This is a genomic window from Kribbella polygonati, from assembly GCF_050320105.1.
In the GTDB taxonomy this organism is placed as follows: domain Bacteria; phylum Actinomycetota; class Actinomycetes; order Propionibacteriales; family Kribbellaceae; genus Kribbella.
The window spans coordinates 4,094,224-4,108,991 of record NZ_CP190129.1 but is presented as its reverse complement, the minus strand read 5'-3'; the positions used below and the strand labels follow the sequence as shown (position 1 = coordinate 4,108,991).

The 14,768-nt window shown below is 70.4% G+C and carries 12 protein-coding genes; 8 read left to right on the top strand and 4 right to left on the bottom strand.

Features of this window, described 5'->3' with window-relative positions; genetic code table 11:
• Nucleotides 1-70: 70 nt before the first annotated feature.
• Nucleotides 71-901 carry an amidohydrolase family protein gene (locus ACQHIV_RS19525; RefSeq protein WP_427896123.1) on the top strand — a complete coding sequence of 277 codons (831 nt, stop codon included), beginning with the start codon at nucleotides 71-73 and terminating at the stop codon, nucleotides 899-901.
• Complete coding sequence (locus ACQHIV_RS19520; protein WP_427896122.1) at nucleotides 898-1,704, top strand: amidohydrolase family protein; 807 nt, start codon at nucleotides 898-900, stop codon at nucleotides 1,702-1,704. Before ACQHIV_RS19525 ends, ACQHIV_RS19520 begins: the two co-directional genes overlap by 4 nt.
• Here the strand turns inward: ACQHIV_RS19520 and ACQHIV_RS19515 are convergent.
• The 3 genes from ACQHIV_RS19515 to ACQHIV_RS19505 form a co-directional block, all read right to left on the bottom strand.
• On the bottom strand, nucleotides 1,695-2,894 hold the full coding sequence (locus ACQHIV_RS19515; RefSeq protein WP_427896121.1) for a DegT/DnrJ/EryC1/StrS family aminotransferase: 1,200 nt from the start codon (nucleotides 2,892-2,894) through the stop codon (nucleotides 1,695-1,697). The genes ACQHIV_RS19520 and ACQHIV_RS19515 overlap by 10 nt on opposite strands.
• Nucleotides 2,895-2,986: 92 nt before the next feature.
• Nucleotides 2,987-3,505 carry a hypothetical protein gene (locus ACQHIV_RS19510; RefSeq protein WP_427896120.1) on the bottom strand — a complete coding sequence of 173 codons (519 nt, stop codon included), beginning with the start codon at nucleotides 3,503-3,505 and terminating at the stop codon, nucleotides 2,987-2,989.
• Nucleotides 3,505-4,518 carry a hypothetical protein gene (locus tag ACQHIV_RS19505; protein WP_427896119.1) on the bottom strand — a complete coding sequence of 338 codons (1,014 nt, stop codon included), beginning with the start codon at nucleotides 4,516-4,518 and terminating at the stop codon, nucleotides 3,505-3,507. Before ACQHIV_RS19505 ends, ACQHIV_RS19510 begins: the two co-directional genes overlap by 1 nt.
• Nucleotides 4,519-4,684: 166 nt before the next feature.
• On the opposite strand from ACQHIV_RS19505, the gene ACQHIV_RS19500 reads away from it, so the two are divergent.
• From ACQHIV_RS19500 to ACQHIV_RS19485, 4 genes are all read left to right on the top strand, one after another.
• Nucleotides 4,685-6,562 carry a right-handed parallel beta-helix repeat-containing protein gene (locus ACQHIV_RS19500; protein WP_427896118.1) on the top strand — a complete coding sequence of 626 codons (1,878 nt, stop codon included), beginning with the start codon at nucleotides 4,685-4,687 and terminating at the stop codon, nucleotides 6,560-6,562.
• A gap of 23 nt (nucleotides 6,563-6,585) precedes the next feature.
• Nucleotides 6,586-8,430, top strand: coding sequence for a hypothetical protein (locus ACQHIV_RS19495; RefSeq protein WP_427896117.1), 1,845 nt, complete (start codon nucleotides 6,586-6,588; stop codon nucleotides 8,428-8,430).
• Between the two features lie 119 nt (nucleotides 8,431-8,549).
• A complete protein-coding gene (locus ACQHIV_RS19490; protein WP_427896116.1) occupies nucleotides 8,550-9,293 on the top strand; it encodes an ABC transporter ATP-binding protein in 744 nt (247 codons plus the stop codon).
• Nucleotides 9,290-11,713: an FtsX-like permease family protein gene (locus ACQHIV_RS19485; protein WP_427896115.1), complete on the top strand. Its 2,424-nt coding sequence runs from the start codon at nucleotides 9,290-9,292 to the stop codon at nucleotides 11,711-11,713. The genes ACQHIV_RS19490 and ACQHIV_RS19485 overlap by 4 nt, the downstream gene beginning before the upstream one ends.
• A gap of 54 nt (nucleotides 11,714-11,767) precedes the next feature.
• Here the strand turns inward: ACQHIV_RS19485 and ACQHIV_RS19480 are convergent, their stop codons facing one another.
• Complete coding sequence (locus ACQHIV_RS19480; protein ID WP_427896114.1) at nucleotides 11,768-12,742, bottom strand: LacI family DNA-binding transcriptional regulator; 975 nt, start codon at nucleotides 12,740-12,742, stop codon at nucleotides 11,768-11,770.
• A 185-nt stretch (nucleotides 12,743-12,927) separates the two neighbouring features.
• Between ACQHIV_RS19480 and ACQHIV_RS19475 the strand changes: the two genes are divergently transcribed.
• Together ACQHIV_RS19475 and ACQHIV_RS19470 are read left to right on the top strand one after the other, a co-directional pair.
• Nucleotides 12,928-13,848 carry an ABC transporter permease gene (locus ACQHIV_RS19475; RefSeq protein ID WP_427896113.1) on the top strand — a complete coding sequence of 307 codons (921 nt, stop codon included), beginning with the start codon at nucleotides 12,928-12,930 and terminating at the stop codon, nucleotides 13,846-13,848.
• On the top strand, nucleotides 13,845-14,747 hold the full coding sequence (locus ACQHIV_RS19470; protein WP_427896112.1) for a carbohydrate ABC transporter permease: 903 nt from the start codon (nucleotides 13,845-13,847) through the stop codon (nucleotides 14,745-14,747). Before ACQHIV_RS19475 ends, ACQHIV_RS19470 begins: the two co-directional genes overlap by 4 nt.
• Nucleotides 14,748-14,768 lie beyond the last annotated feature (21 nt).

Sequence of the window (14,768 nt, the reverse complement as noted above, 5' to 3'; positions counted from 1 at the left end):
TCCGGCGCGCGGGGAGCGCCGAAATGACGGTTCTTGACGGGCTTTCGGCGGACGCGGCACGATCGCGCGCATGGACCAGGGACCCCCGCCGCTGATCGACGCGGACGCGACGATCGGCCGCAACCCACGCGCCGACGTCGGCACCGGAACCGCCGCGGCACTGCTCGCGCGGATGGACCGGGTCGGCATCCGCACCGCGATCGTCTCCCACACCGCCGCCCGCTGGCACGACCCCCAAACAGGCAACCACCGCCTGCTCGACGAGCTGCGCGACCTGGCCCAGCCCGCCGGGCAAGGCGAGCCGCACGCGCAGGGGGAGCCGGCCGGGTGGGGTGAGCGCGGCGGACGGGGCGACCAGGCGCGGTTGTTGCCGTGTTGGGTGGGGTTGCCAGCGGGGACCGGGGAGGTGCCGGAGGCGGGGGAGTTCGTGGCCGGGGCGCGGGCGGCGGGGGTGGTCGCCGTGCGGGTGTATCCGGAGGATCATGGGTTCGACCTCGCCGGGCCGGACTGTGCGCCGTTGGCCGCGGCTGTCGCCGGGGCGGGGCTGCCGTTGCTGGTGGACCTGTTCCAGACGTCGTGGGCCCAGCTCGAGGCGCTCGCGGCCGACCACCCGGAGCTGGCGATCGTGGTCGGCGGGATCGGGTACCGCGTGCTCCGCCGGGCCGCCGGCGTCCTGGACAGGAGACCGAACATTTCCATCGGTACGGCGAACTTCTCCAACCACCTCGGCCTCGAATGGCTCGCCGAGCGGTACGGGCCGGAGCGCCTCGTCTTCGGCACCGGCATGCCGGACCGCGATCCGGCCGAGGCAGTCACCCGCCTGCTCTGGTCCGAGCTGCCCGACGACGCGGTCGCGGCGATCGGCGCGGGCAACCTCGAGCACCTCGGAGTACTCGTATGACCGGCCCGTCGGCGGACGCCGTACTGCGCCGCCGTACACCAGAACTCGGCCCGGTGATCGACGCTCACGCGCACCTCGGCCCGTACAGCCTGTTCTTCATCCCGGACAACGGAGCCGAGGCGATGATCCGGGTGATGGACCGCTGCGGCGTCACCCGCACACTGCTGTCCAGCCACCTCGCGATCCAGCTCGACGCCCGGGCCGGCAACGAGATGACCGCCGACGCGGTCGGCCGGTACCCGGACCGGCTCTCCGGCTACCTGGTCGTCAACCCCTGGCAGGACCCGGTCGCCGAGCTCGAGCACTGGGCGGGCGACCCGCGGTTCGCCGGGATCAAGGTGCATCCGAGCCTGCACGACTACCGGATCACCGGGCCGCGGTACCGCCCGGTGTGGGAGTACGCCGCCGCGACCGGCAGCCCCGTACTGACCCACACCACCACCCACCACCACTGCGACGATCCAGGCCTGCTCGAGGAGGTAGCGCGGCAGCACCCGGACGTCACGTTCCTCGCCGGACACACCGGTCTGACCCGGGACGGGTTCGACGACGCGATCGAGGTGGCGCGGCGGACACCGAACGTCGTCCTCGAACTGTGCGGGTCGTTCATGCACGGCGACGAGATCACCCGGATGGTCGGCGCGGTCGGCAGCGGGCAGGTCGTGTTCGGGTCGGACATGCCGTTCATCGACCAGCGGATGTCGCTCGGCCGCGTGCTGTTCGCGGACCTGTCCGAGGCGGACCGGGCCGCGGTGCTCGGCGGCACGATGGCCCGGCTGCTGGCGGGAAGACATCAGCGGTGACGTAGTACCTTCTCGACGGCCGTCAGCACGTCGGCGGTGTCGGACTCGTCGCCGAGCAGCACCTGCTGCGGCAGCCAGACGGTGTCCGCCGCGAGCTGGTCGGTGACCGGGCAGTCGTACGCCGGTTCGTCGCGGTCGTCGCCGCGCAGCAGCTCGGCCACCCGGCGGCGGATCGCGGTGTTGCGGTGCAGGCCGGGGTAGCCGGGCGAGCACGGGATCCCCTCGGCCTGCAGCGCCTCCACGAACCAGTGCCGCTCCACGGCCGTTGCCCCGCGCAACCGGAACAGGTACAGGTGCCGGCCGTGCTCGGTCACCGCCGGGTCGTCAGGCGCGAGCAGGATGTCGTCGGCGAACTGGCCGAGCCCGTCCGTGATCCGGCGCGCGTTGTCCTCGCGGCGCTTCGCCTGCTCGGGCAGCCGGGTCAGCTGGACGCGCAGGATCGCCGCCTGGAACTCGGTCAGCCGCAGGTTGTAGCCGAGATGGTCGTGCTGGTACCACGCGCCGCCGCGGGTCCGGCCGACGTTCACCAGCGGGTAGACGGCGTCGTTCAGGTCCGCGCGGTTCGTCACGATGATGCCGCCCTCGCCGGCACTGAGGTTCTTGCTGGACTGGAAGCTGAACGTCCCGAGGTCGCCGATCGCGCCGACCCGCCGGCCGCGCCACGACGCGCCGTGCGCCTGCGCCGCGTCCTCGACCAGCGCGACGCCGTACCGGGTGCTGACCTCGGTCAGGGCGTCCAGGTCGCAGGGGCGGCCGCCGATGTGGACGGCGACGACCGCGCGGGTGCGGGGCGTGATGACCTTCTCGACGGCGGCCGGGTCGAGCAGGTGGGTGCCCGGGTCGACGTCGGCGAAGACCGGGATCGCGTTCATCAGCAGGGCCGCGGACGCGGTCGCGATGAAGGTGTACGGCGGTACGACGACCTCGTCGCCGGGGCGGACGCCGGCGGCCTGGTACGCCGCGACCAGCGCGAGGGTGCCGTTCGCGACGCACGTCGCGTGGCCGGCCTGGTGGGCGGCTGCGAACTCGCGCTCGAACTGGGCGACCTCGTCGCCGTGCGTGCTGCCCCACTTGCCGGACTGCACGACCCGCAGCAGTGCGGCCTCCTCACCCGCGTCGCCGACCGGCCAGGCGGGGAACTCTGCCGTACGCACCGGACTACCACCGTCGACGGCAAGGGACATGCTCATAGGGCCTCCTGGGTGCTGTCGTTCGATCGTCCCGATCGGGGTTCTGCCGGGTCAAGGGGTGTGGATTTCGGCCCGGTGGCCGGCATTTCGGCTCACTGCAAGGCCACGCGGTACGCCTTCCGAGGGCGGCCGACCTTGCCGGTGTGCGCGGCGTCGAGCGGCTGTACGACGCCCGCCGCGGACAACCGCTGGAGCGTACGGCGGGCCGCGCGGGGCTCGAGGCTCAACGCGTTCGCGACGTCCGCCGCGGTGACGCCGTCCGCGCCGCGGTCCGCGGCCAACTGCCCGAGCCGCAGCAACGCCGCCACCGCGAGCCCCGACCGCCGCTCCGCCACCGCCAGCGGAACCGGCGCCCCCGTGGTCTCGCGGTACTCCGGCGTCGCCGATCCGATCACCAGCTCCCCGTCATCGGTCGTCGCCACCACCGCGGCGAACCGCCCCACCGCCCGCGCCCGCACCAACGCCCGCCGCGCCCGCCGCTCGGCCCCCAACGCCGTACCGGCCACCCCGAACCCGACCCGCCCCCACACCCGCCCGTCCCGCAACTCCTCCAGCATCCCCAACCGCCGAAACCCCTCCGACACCTCCACCAACCGCTCCCGAGTACTCATCACCAGGTACCGCCCCCCGCCCAACGCCACCACACCCCCCGCCAACCCCCGCCCCAACCCCACCACCTCCCCAACCGGATCCGACAACTCCACCAACCCCACCACCGGATCCGCCGCCCCACCCATACCCCCCGCACCGAGGGCGTCCCCCACGCTTCCCGCGCGAAGCGCGTCCCCCGCGCTTTCCGCGGCGAGGGCGTTCCCCGCGCCGACGGCGCCCCCCACGACTCCCGCGCGAAGCGCGCTTTCCGCGGCGAGGGCGTTCCCCGCGCCGACGGCGCCCCCACGACTCCCGCGCGAAGCGCGCTTTCCGCGGCGAGGGCGTTCCCCGCGCCGACGGCGCCCCCCACGACTCCCGCGCCGGGCGCGCTCCCCGTACCTCCCGCGCGAAGCGCGGCCCCCTCACCTTCCGCGCGGAGGGTGGTGGGTGGGACCGAGGTGACCGCCCGGAGTGCGGTGCGCATCGAGGCTACGGCGGGGAGCAGGCGGACGGTGGGTAGCTGAGGGGCGAGCTGGGTGTAGACCGAGCGGACGCAGGTGATCGCAATACTTCCACCGCGGTCGCGGGCCACCCGCCGGTGGAAGCGGAGGAAATCCTCGGCGTCCCGGTCCGGGTGGTGTTCGAGGACGCGGACGTGGACCGGTGCGAGGTCGGCGCGGCGGAGCAGCCGCTGGACCTGCTCGCGGGGGACCGTGTCGATGCTGATGCTCCGTGTCCCCGGATTGTCCGCCAGCAGCGGCCCCAGGATCCGCGGCAACCCGGTCCCGCGGTACCGGACGTACGTCGCCGGCGCCCGCAGCACCCCGGCCCGCCGCGCGAGGCTGAACGGCACCACCCCGGTGAACAACCACGCGTCGACCCCGGCACCGGACTGCACCAGATCCACGGTCTCGGCCTCGTCGTCGTACACGAACGTCCGGAGCCGCAGCTCCGGGAACTCCGCCGCCGCGAGCCGTTCCAGATTCGGGATCAGGTCGGCCGGACCGACGGCACCGACCAGCAACCCGCTCATCGCCGCCTCCGATCGTTACGGTCCTCACCGTTATACCGCCGCGACGCCTTCCCGGCCAGGGAATCGGCCGCCGGAATACGGCGTCGGCCCCGGAGTTTCGGCTGTTGTTGACTCTGTTCCGCGGGCTTTGCACGATCGATGCGCCCAGGACGATCGGAGCGCAGTGATGACCATGGATTCCACCCGTCGCAGTTTCCTCAAGCGCAGCGCCGCGGCGACGCTGGTCGCCGGAGCCGGGACCGCGACCCCCGCCGTACTCGCCGAACCGGCCGCGGCCGCCGCGTCCGGCACGAACGCCCCGCCCGGCGCGATCGTTGCCTCCAGCTACGGCTGGCAGCGCGACGACTCGGGCGCCGCGCTGCAGAACGCGATCAACGCCGCCCTCGACGCGACGCACACCGCCGACACCGTGCTGTACGTCGACCAGCAGCCGGGCGACTGGATCACCGGCCCGCTGGTGATCGGCCTCGACCCGGCCCACCCGAAGGGCAGCCACCACCTGACGGTCCGGTTCGAGCCCGGCGTCACGGTCCGCGCGAAGGCCGGCGCGTTCGACGGCACCGTACCGCTGTTCGGCACCACCGACGTCTGCCTGATCACGGTGGCCGGCTCGGACGCCGGCGAGCTCGTCTCCGGCATCACGTTCGACGGGTACGGCGCGACGCTGGCAATGAACAAACCGGAGTACAACGCCGGCGAGTGGCGGCACGCGCTGAGCATCCTGAGCGCCGACGGCATCACCGTGCAGGGGCTGACGATCCGCGACTCCGGCGGCGACGGGATCTACCTCGGCGTCCGGTACAACTTCGCGCGCACCGCGGCGATCGGTCAGCCGTACTGCAGCAACATCACGCTCCGCGACGTCAGCTGCGAGAACCACCGCCGCAACGCGATGACCGTGATCTCCGTCGACGGCCTGACCGCCGAGTCGTGCGCGTTCCGGAACAGCTTCGGTACGCCGCCGATGGCCGGCATCGACTTCGAGCCGGACCCGCCGCGGACCACCAAGGTCCCGTTCGCGGCGCTGCCGTACAGCCGGCTGAAGAACATCACGATCAGGAACTGCGCGATCACCGACAACGTCGGCCAGGCCGTCACGATCAACGCGCTCTGCCTCGGCGGCGCGCCGGCGGAGTGCGGCCCGATCGGGATCACCTTCGAGAACGTGCTGTTCGGCGCCACCACCGCGCCGGACCTCGGCACCTTCATCTGCTCGGTCTCCGGCGACAACGGCGACCCGACCCCGCTCACCGGCGGCGGCATCGGCAGCGGCGCCCTGCTGCCCGGCGCGGTCTCGGTCACCGACTCGCTGATCGACTCCCGGCTGTTCGGCGCCGCGATCCGGACCCAGTCGCTGCCGGACACGTCCGCGTTCCGGCTGGGCTTCACCCGGACCGCGATCTGGAACGACGCGTACTCGCGGCCCGGCAAGTACGAGCCGATCGCGCTGCTGTACAACGCCGGCCCGGACACCGCGCAGAAGTTCGGCGGCGTCAGCTGGACGGACTGCGTGATCAACACCAACCACGCGAACCCGTTGATCGCGGCGTACCCCAAGCCCGGCGACCCGAACTCCGCGTGCACCGGGCTGTCCGGCGACATCACGGCGTACGTCCGGACCGTCGGGAAGCCGACGACCGCGAACATCTCGGACACCGCGAACAGCCTGGTGGTGACCGAGCAGCTCGCACCGTCCGGCACGAACAAGCCGGCTGTCGCGATCAGCACCTCCACGCCGAACGTCGGCATCGGCGGCACCGCACGCTTCACGTTCACCCGTTCCGGCGGCGACCTCTCGAAGACGCTGGCCGTCGTGTACTCCGCGACCGGCGACGCCCGGGAGCGGTACGACGTGCCGGGGATGTCCGGTGTCGCGATCTTCAAACCCGGCGAGACCACGACCGGCCTGAACCTCGGCACCCGGCGCCCCGACGGCAAGGGCGGCACCCGCACGCTGCACCTCGAGGTCATGCACAGCGACGCCTACCAGTACGGCGCCACCCGGATCGCCACGGTGGCGATCAGCCCCGGCAACCCACGCTAAACCCACTCGGAGGTTCCACGCCCATGCCTACTGAGGGATACACCCGACGCTCGTTCCTGCTCACCTCCGCGGCGGCCGGAGCCGTCGCGCTGCTGCCGTCGACGGCGCACGCGACGACCGAGTCGCAGACCTTCGTCGTCGCCCGCAACGGCTCCGACACCTCGGTGATCCAGACCCAGCTCGACCTCGCCGCCTCGACGGTGAGCAGCGGCGTCGCGACCGTGATCGTCCCGTACGACGGCCAGGACTGGATCACCGATCCGCTGTTCGTCGGCTGGCACGCGGGCACCGACTACTTCCGGACCGGTGCCACCCAACTCCACCTGATCCTCGAACCGGGCGTCGTCGTGAAGGCGAAGGCCCCGGACGTGATCGCGCCGGCCACCCGGATCCTCACCATCGGCGGCAACGCGAACGCCCGCCCGACGGCCACCAACCACGGCTACAGCGTCTGGGGCGTGGTGATCACCGGGTACGGCGCGGTGTTCGACGGCAACGACCCGAACCACACCCGCTGCACCGATCTCGCGTACCAGCAGAACAGTGCGATCTGCATGTTCAGCGCCGGCAACGTCCTGGTCGAGGGCCTGACGTTGCGGAACGCCTCCGGTGACGGCATCCAGCTGCAGCCGGCCAAGAACAACCAGTCGATCAACAACTACTGCGGCGGCGACGCGGGCGCCGGCCCGATCCACATCGTCAACGTCACCTGCGACAACAACGGCCGCAACGGGATGTCGGTGTGCGCGATCGACGGCCTGCTGGTCACCGGCAGCGCGTTCAACAACTCCGACTCCGGGGTCAACCCGGCGACCGGACAGCACAACGCCGGTCCGTGCGCCGGGATCGACTTCGAGCCGGACCAGCCGTGGACGTACAGCAGCGGCACGGTGACGGAGTACGGGCGGCTGGCGAACATCCTGGTGCAGGACTGCGAGATGGCCGGCAACGTCAACGCGGGCGTGCAGTACCAGGGTGCGCACCTGAAGGACGCGACCGGCGTACCGAACACCGGCATCATCCTGGACCGGGTCCGGCTCGGCGCGCAGAAGCGGGCCACCAGCCCGGTCGACGCCTGGACGTACCCGAACTTCCTGATGGCCGGCAACGGCCAGAGCGCGATCACCGGCAGCGTGACGATGCAGTACTCGCTGATCGCCACGTCGCCGATCCAGCGCAGCCTGCTGGTCGCCAACAACTGGTCGCAGGGCACGCTGGTCTCGCTGAACAACTCGGTCTGCATCGACTGGAACAACGTGCTGAACTCGACCGGCGACCAGGTGATCGACATCTGGTCGCAGGACTACAGCAACGGCGGCCCGGCCGACTACGGCAACGTCGCGTTCAACCAGTTGCTGGTGATGACGGCCAGCACGGACAACGTGGTGAAGGCGGTCGACTCGCCCAGCGGCGGCGGCCTCGCGAACCTGTCCGGCACGCTGCACGTCGTCGACCCGAACGGCACGACCACGTCGTACGGCGCCAATCCGTCGAACGTCACGCTGACCGTCGACGCCGCGACCGCGCTGCCGAGCAGCACCGTCACGATGGCGATGAGCCCGGCGTCGGTCGCGCCCGGCCAGCAGATCAGCCTGACCGTCACGAGGACGAGTGGCGATGTCAGCCGGCCGTTGGCGGTGACGTACGCGGTCAGCGGTACGGCGAAGGCTCGCTACGACTACGACGGGATCCCCGGTGTGGTCGTGATCCCGGCGGGGCAGACCTCGCGGACCGTCACGTTCACCGCGCGGCGGTTCGACACCGGCACCGACACCCGCGCGGCGACCGTCACGCTGACCGCGACGCCGGCGGTGTCGACGTACACGATCGGTACGGCGAAGACGGCGACGACACAGATCACCGCCTGACCCTGACCGGCCGGAGGTGGAGCCTGCTCTACCTCCGGTCGGGCTGGTTGCTGGATGGTTGCCGGAGGGCTGTCTTCGTAGCGTTTCCGTGTAGTCAAACGGAGACGGAAGGCGCGGAGATGTCGGTGCAACTTGCGGTGCGGGTGGAGCGGCTCGTGCGGACCTATGAGGCCGGGGGACAGCGGGTGACCGCGCTGGCCGGGGTCGATGCTGCGTTCGCGCGGGGGACGTTCACCGCGGTGATGGGGCCGTCGGGGTCGGGGAAGAGTACGTTGCTGCAGACCGCGGCGGGGCTGGACCGGCCGACGTCCGGGCGGGCGTGGATCGGCGGGACCGAGCTGTCGAACCTGTCGGAGACGGCGCTGACCCGGCTGCGGCGGAGCAAGGTCGGGTTCGTGTTCCAGGCGTTCAACCTGGTGGACGCGTTGACGGTCGAGGAGAACATCACGCTGCCGATGCGGCTGTCCGGAACCCGTCCGGATCGCCGTTGGCTGGCGGAGGTAGTCGAACGGGTCGGGATGGGGGACCGGCTCCACCACCGCCCGGCCCAACTGTCCGGCGGCCAGCAGCAACGGGTCGCGATCGCACGAGCACTGGCGATGCGCCCGGAGGTGGTCTTCGCCGACGAGCCGACGGGAGCCCTGGACGGCACGACCGCCGCCGAGGTACTCGCCCTCCTCCGCGCGATTGTCGACACCCAGCACCAAACCATCATCATGGTCACCCACGACTCGGTCGCCGCCTCCTACGCCGACCGAGTCCTGGTCCTCGCCAACGGCCGAACAGTCACCGACCTCCCCCAACCCGGCCTCACCCGCATCGCCACAGAACTGGCCTCCCTCCGCCCGGAGGTGTGCGCATGACGGGGCTTGCGGTTCGTCTGCTTCGGCATCGGCCGGGAAGCATGGTGGCCACCCTGATCGCATTGGCGGTTGGGGTGATGATTTTGACGAGTATGGGGTCGCTGGTGGAGTCCGGGCTGCGTTTCCGGCCTGAGGCGCAGCGCTACGCCGCCGCCGACCTGGTCGTCGCCAAGCGTGACATCACCTTTGAGCACAAGGAATCAGGGGACACGACCCGTACGACGCTTCAGCTGCCGGAAGGTGGCACCGTGCCGGTGACGCTGGCCGACCGTATCCGCCGCGTCCCGGGTGTCGCCGCCGTTGTCGTGGACCAGTCGATCCCGGTACAGGCCGGCGCACAGGCGACAACCGGACACACCTGGGCCGGCGCCAAGCTAGTTGCCGGAAGCAACCCCGAGACCGACGACCAGATCGCCGTCGACACCACGCTCGCCACCAAACCCGGCCGGCAACTCACCCTGGTGATAGCTGGCGTCCCGCACCGCTACACAGTCACCGGTATCTCACCCGACCCCGGCATCTACTTCACCCAGCACCGCGCCACCGAACTCGCGCCGCACCCCGGCCGCGCCGACGCCATCGCCGTCACCGAAGCAGCCGACGCCGACCGCCCGGCTGTCGCCGCTGCGGTCACCGCCCTGGCAGCCTCCGAGTCGGCCAAGGCCTACTCCGGCACCAACCGCGGAGAAGTCGAACAGCCCCGGCTCATCGCCGCCCGCAACCTCCTGATCGAGGTCGGCGCTGCCTTCGGCGGGTACGTCGTACTCCTGATCGTCTTCGTTGCCGCCGGCACCATAGCTCTCTCGATCCGGAGCCGGCGCCGCGACCTGGCGTTGCTCCGGGCAACGGCCGCGACGCCGGGTCAGCTTCGCCGGATGCTGATTGCCGAGGCCGCCGTACTGGCGCTGGCCGGTTCCCTGATCGGCGTACCCGCGGGCCTCCTCGCGAGTCGCTGGGTGGACACGCAACTGGTCGCGCGAGGCTTCGTACCCGAGGACTTCCCGCTGGTGCCAGGCGTCCTCGCGGCGCCGGCCGCCGTACTGCTGATCGTCCTGCTGGCGGTCCTGGCAGCCCTCCTCGGCGCCCGCCGTATCTCCACGATCCGCCCGGTCGAGGCCCTCGCCGAGACCGCAGTCGAGCAGTCCCACCCAGGAAAGGTCCGCCTAGGCTTCGGCTTGGCCTCCGTCGCCGCCGCGATCTCCGCCAGCGCAGTGTCCGCCGGCGCCGGTGGGCAGACCGCCCTCGCGGCGGCCTCCGGAATGCTGTACCTGTTCGTGATCGGCGTCGCCCTACTGGCGCCGTGGATCAACGCGACCGCCGCGAAACTTCTCTCCCCGGCACTACGCATCTTCTGGGGCAACAGCGGCTACCTGGCCGGCCGCAACCTCGCCGCCAACGCCCGCGGTATGGCGACCGTCCTCACCGCCTTGGTACTCGCGGTCGGCTTCGGCGGCTCGGTCTGGTTCCTCCAGGACAACCTCGAACGGCGTACCGTCGAACAGGTCACCGCCGGTACGCTCGCCCAGTACGCGCTGGTCGCCCCGGCCGGCATCTCCGACGCCACGCTCCACCAGTTGCGCGGCATCCACGGCGTCGAGGCAGTGACCGCGACCCGTCGTACGTCGGTCGTGGTACGGATCTTCGACGGCGCCGAAGCAGTACCGGCCAGGGCGCTCGATCCGGCCACCGCGACCGCGACCGTCGACCTCGGTGTCACGAGCGGCGACCTGGCAGCCGTTGACCGGGACAGCATCGCGGTCTCGGCGACCCGCGCCGCCACCCAAGGCTGGAAGGTCGGCAAGACCGTCGAGCTGTGGCTGGGCGACGGCACGCCGCGGCGGGTCCGGGTCGCCGCGATCTACGCGCGCGGTCTCGGGTTCGGCGACGTCGTGCTGTCGCCGGAGACGCTCGGGCTGCCTCCGGACGAGGCGCTCATCCGGGTCGCGCCGGGAGTCACACCGCGGCTTGCGGGGACGACGCTGATCCCGACCAGCAAGCTCACCAGCGGCATTGCCGACGACCTCGCGATCAGCGCCTGGCTCAACAAGCTCCTGATCGGCTTGATGATCGGGTACGCCGCCCTGTCCGCCGCCAACACGATGATCCTCGCCGCTCTCGCCCGGCGCCGCGAACTCGCCGTACTGCGGCTGACCGGCGTGACCGGCCGCCAGGCACGCCGGATGGTGAACGCCGAACAAGCCGCCCTGCTCGGTGTCTCGCTCGTGATCGGCGGAACCATCGCAGCAGTCGCCCTGACCGCGGTCGTCCGCGCGGTGACCGGGAGCGCGCTGCCGTACATCCCCGCAGCCGGCGCGCTCGCCGTCGTCGGGGGAGCGACCCTGCTCGCGATGACCACCACCGTCGCCCCGATCGCCTGGCTGCTGCGCAAACCGTCCGTCACACAGACCGGAAGCCGCTGACGGTTCGGAGCAGGACAAAAGGTGACTGCCGCTCCTGGACCGGTTGGTCGATCGTCACCCGCGCCGAGCGGGCGGCGGTGCGGTCGACTCGCGGAAGATCAGCCGGTTGATCTTCTGCTCGGGAGGTGTCGGGGCCGGTTCGCCGCGGATCTCGGCCAGCAGGCGCTGGATCGCGACCCGGCCCTGCGCCTCGCGGTCGACGGCGACGGTGGACAGTGACGGCGTGGCGAACCGGCCGATCTCCTCGTCGTCCCAGCCGAACACGCTCAGGTCGTCCGGCACCTTCCAGCCGCGGGCGAGCGCGCCGCGGACGACGCCCATCGCGACCACGTCGTTCCCCGCCACCACCGCGGTCACGTCGGTGTCGTCCGGCAGCGCCAGGATCGCGTCGTACGCCGCCTGGGCCGACCAGTCGCAGTCGATCGCCCCGGCCGACCGCAGCCCGCGGGCCTCGATCGTCTCCAGGTACACGCTTTTCCGGTTCCGCGCCGAGGCGAAGTTGTCGAGGTCGCCGGCCAGGTGCAGGAAGGTCCGGTGGCCGAGGGACGCCAGGTAGTCGACGATCTCCCGGACCGGGGTCGCGTCCGCGAGCTCGGCCAGCCCGTGCAGCTTGTCGTCGTACGTGCTGCTCTCGACGATCGGCACCCGGTGCGTCTTCTTGCCCTTGAGGGAGATCGGGGAGAACGCCAGGATGCCCTCGACCTGACCGGATCTGGCCAGCTCGTCGACGCGCGCCGACCGGGCGGCCGGACCGCCCTCGACGCTGACGATCTCGACCTGGTACCCCGCCTCGTGCGCGGTCTGCGACGCCGCGGCGAGCAGCCGGCCGGGGAAGTGCATGCCGGAGGCAAGCACGATCGCGAGCCGGTTGGTGTGCCGGGTGCGCATCGACCGGGCGACCAGGTTCGGCCGGTAGTCGAGGGTCTTGACCGCGAACTCGACCTTGACCCGGGTCTTCGGTTTCAGGCTGTCCTTGTCCTGCAGGTAGCGCGACACGGTGGTGTGCGAGACGCCGGCCAAGCTGGCCACTTCGTGAATGGTGGCCGGCCGCCTGGGTACTGACTCTGCCACGAACCCCCTCCTTCTCCCCGGGATCCTCCGAGGCTCCGCAGCTTATCACCGAGGTCTTGACACCCAAACACAGCTGAGGTTAGCTACCGGCTCAGAAGTGGATCGATCACTTTTTATTCGAGCGACCGACCAGAGGAGAGTCCGTGGGTGAAAAGCGCTCGCCGGCGACGCGATTGAGGCGTGATTACCCGGTGTTGCTGCTGGCGGTTCCGGGTTTGCTAATACTGCTGGCGTTTCAGTATTACCCGCTCTGGGGAAATATCATCGCCTTCCAGGACTATCAGCCGTACCTCGGCGTCGGTAAGAGTCTCTGGTCCGGTTTCCAGAATTTCTCGGTGATCTTCAACGGCGATGCGGAATTCCTGAACGCGGTCAAGAACACGCTGATTCTGACGCTCATCCAGACCGTCATCGTGTTCCCGGCGCCGATCGTGGTGGCGCTGGTCCTGCACAGCCTGCTGTCGAACAAGCTCCGGCAGTTCGTGCAGACGATCATCTACCTGCCGCACTTCATGTCCTGGGTGATCGTGGTGGCGATCTTCCAGCAGGTGCTCGGTGGCACCGGAATGATCAACAACTGGCTGCGGAGCCACGGTTACAGCCCGATGCACATCATCGGCAACGTCGAGGCTTTCCGCGCGCTGCTGACGTCGCAGGTGCTCTGGAAGGACACCGGCTGGGCGACGATCCTGTTCCTCGCCGTGCTGTCCCAGATCGACCGCTCGCTCTACGAGGCGTCGGCGGTGGACGGCGCCGGGCGCTGGCGGCAGACCTGGCACGTCACGCTGCCCGGGCTGAAGCCGATCATCATCCTGCTGCTGATCCTGAAGCTGGGTGACTCGCTGACCGTCGGGTTCGAGCAGATCGTCCTGCAGCAGCAGGCGGTCGGCGTCGACGCCAGCGACGTACTCGACACGTACGTCTACAACAACGGCATCCTCGGCGGCAACTGGGGGGTGGCAGCGGCGGTCGGCCTGGTGAAGAGCGCCGTCGCCCTGGCCCTGGTGCTGTCCGCCAACAAGATCGCCCACCGCCTCGGCGAGGAAGGTGTGTACCGCGGATGAAAACCAAACCGACCATGGTCGGCGGTATGCCGGTGCCGGGCTTCACCGAGCGGGTCGTCAAGGCGGTGTTCCTGACCGTCATCTGCGCGGTCGTGGTGTTCCCGTTCGTCGGCGTCATCTCGACCAGCCTGGCGCCCGCCGAGGAGGTCACCAAGGCCGGCGGGTTCGTGATGTTCCCGACGCACGGGATCGACTTCACGGCGTACCGCTCGATCCTGTCCGGCGGGACCGTGACGCAGGCGCTGCTGATCAGCGCGTTCGTGACGGCCGTCGGTACGACGATCGCGGTCGCGCTGACCTGCACCCTCGGGTGGGCGCTGAGCCGCCGCGGCACGATCGGCAACAAGGCGCTGTTGCTACTGGTGCTGATCAGCCTGCTGTTCAACCCGGGCCTGATCCCGTCCTACCTGACCGTCCAGCAGTTCGGGCTGCTGAACAGCCTGTGGGCGGTGATCGTGCCGGTCAGCGTCAGCGCGTTCAACGTGATCGTGGTCCGCTCCTTCTTCGTTGGCCTGCCCAACGAGATCATCGACGCCGCGCGGATCGACGGCGCCTCGGAGTGGAAGCTGTTCCGGCACATCGGCCTGCCGCTGTCCAAGGCTGTGATCGCGGTGATCGGCCTGTTCTACGGCGTGGGCTACTGGAACAGCTTCTTCAACGCGATGCTCTACCTCAACGACAGCGCCAAGTGGCCGCTGCAGCTGGTGCTCCGGACGTACGTCGTGAACGGTGTCGAGCTCGGCGGCCAGGACCTCGGACTCGCGGGCGAGGCGGCCCCGCCGCAGACCTCGATCCAGATGGCGATCCTGATGATCTCCGTGGTCCCGATCCTCTGCGTGTACCCGTTCATCCAGCGCCACTTCGCCAAGGGCGTACTCACCGGCGCCGTCAAGGGCTGAAACTTCTCAGAGAGGAACACC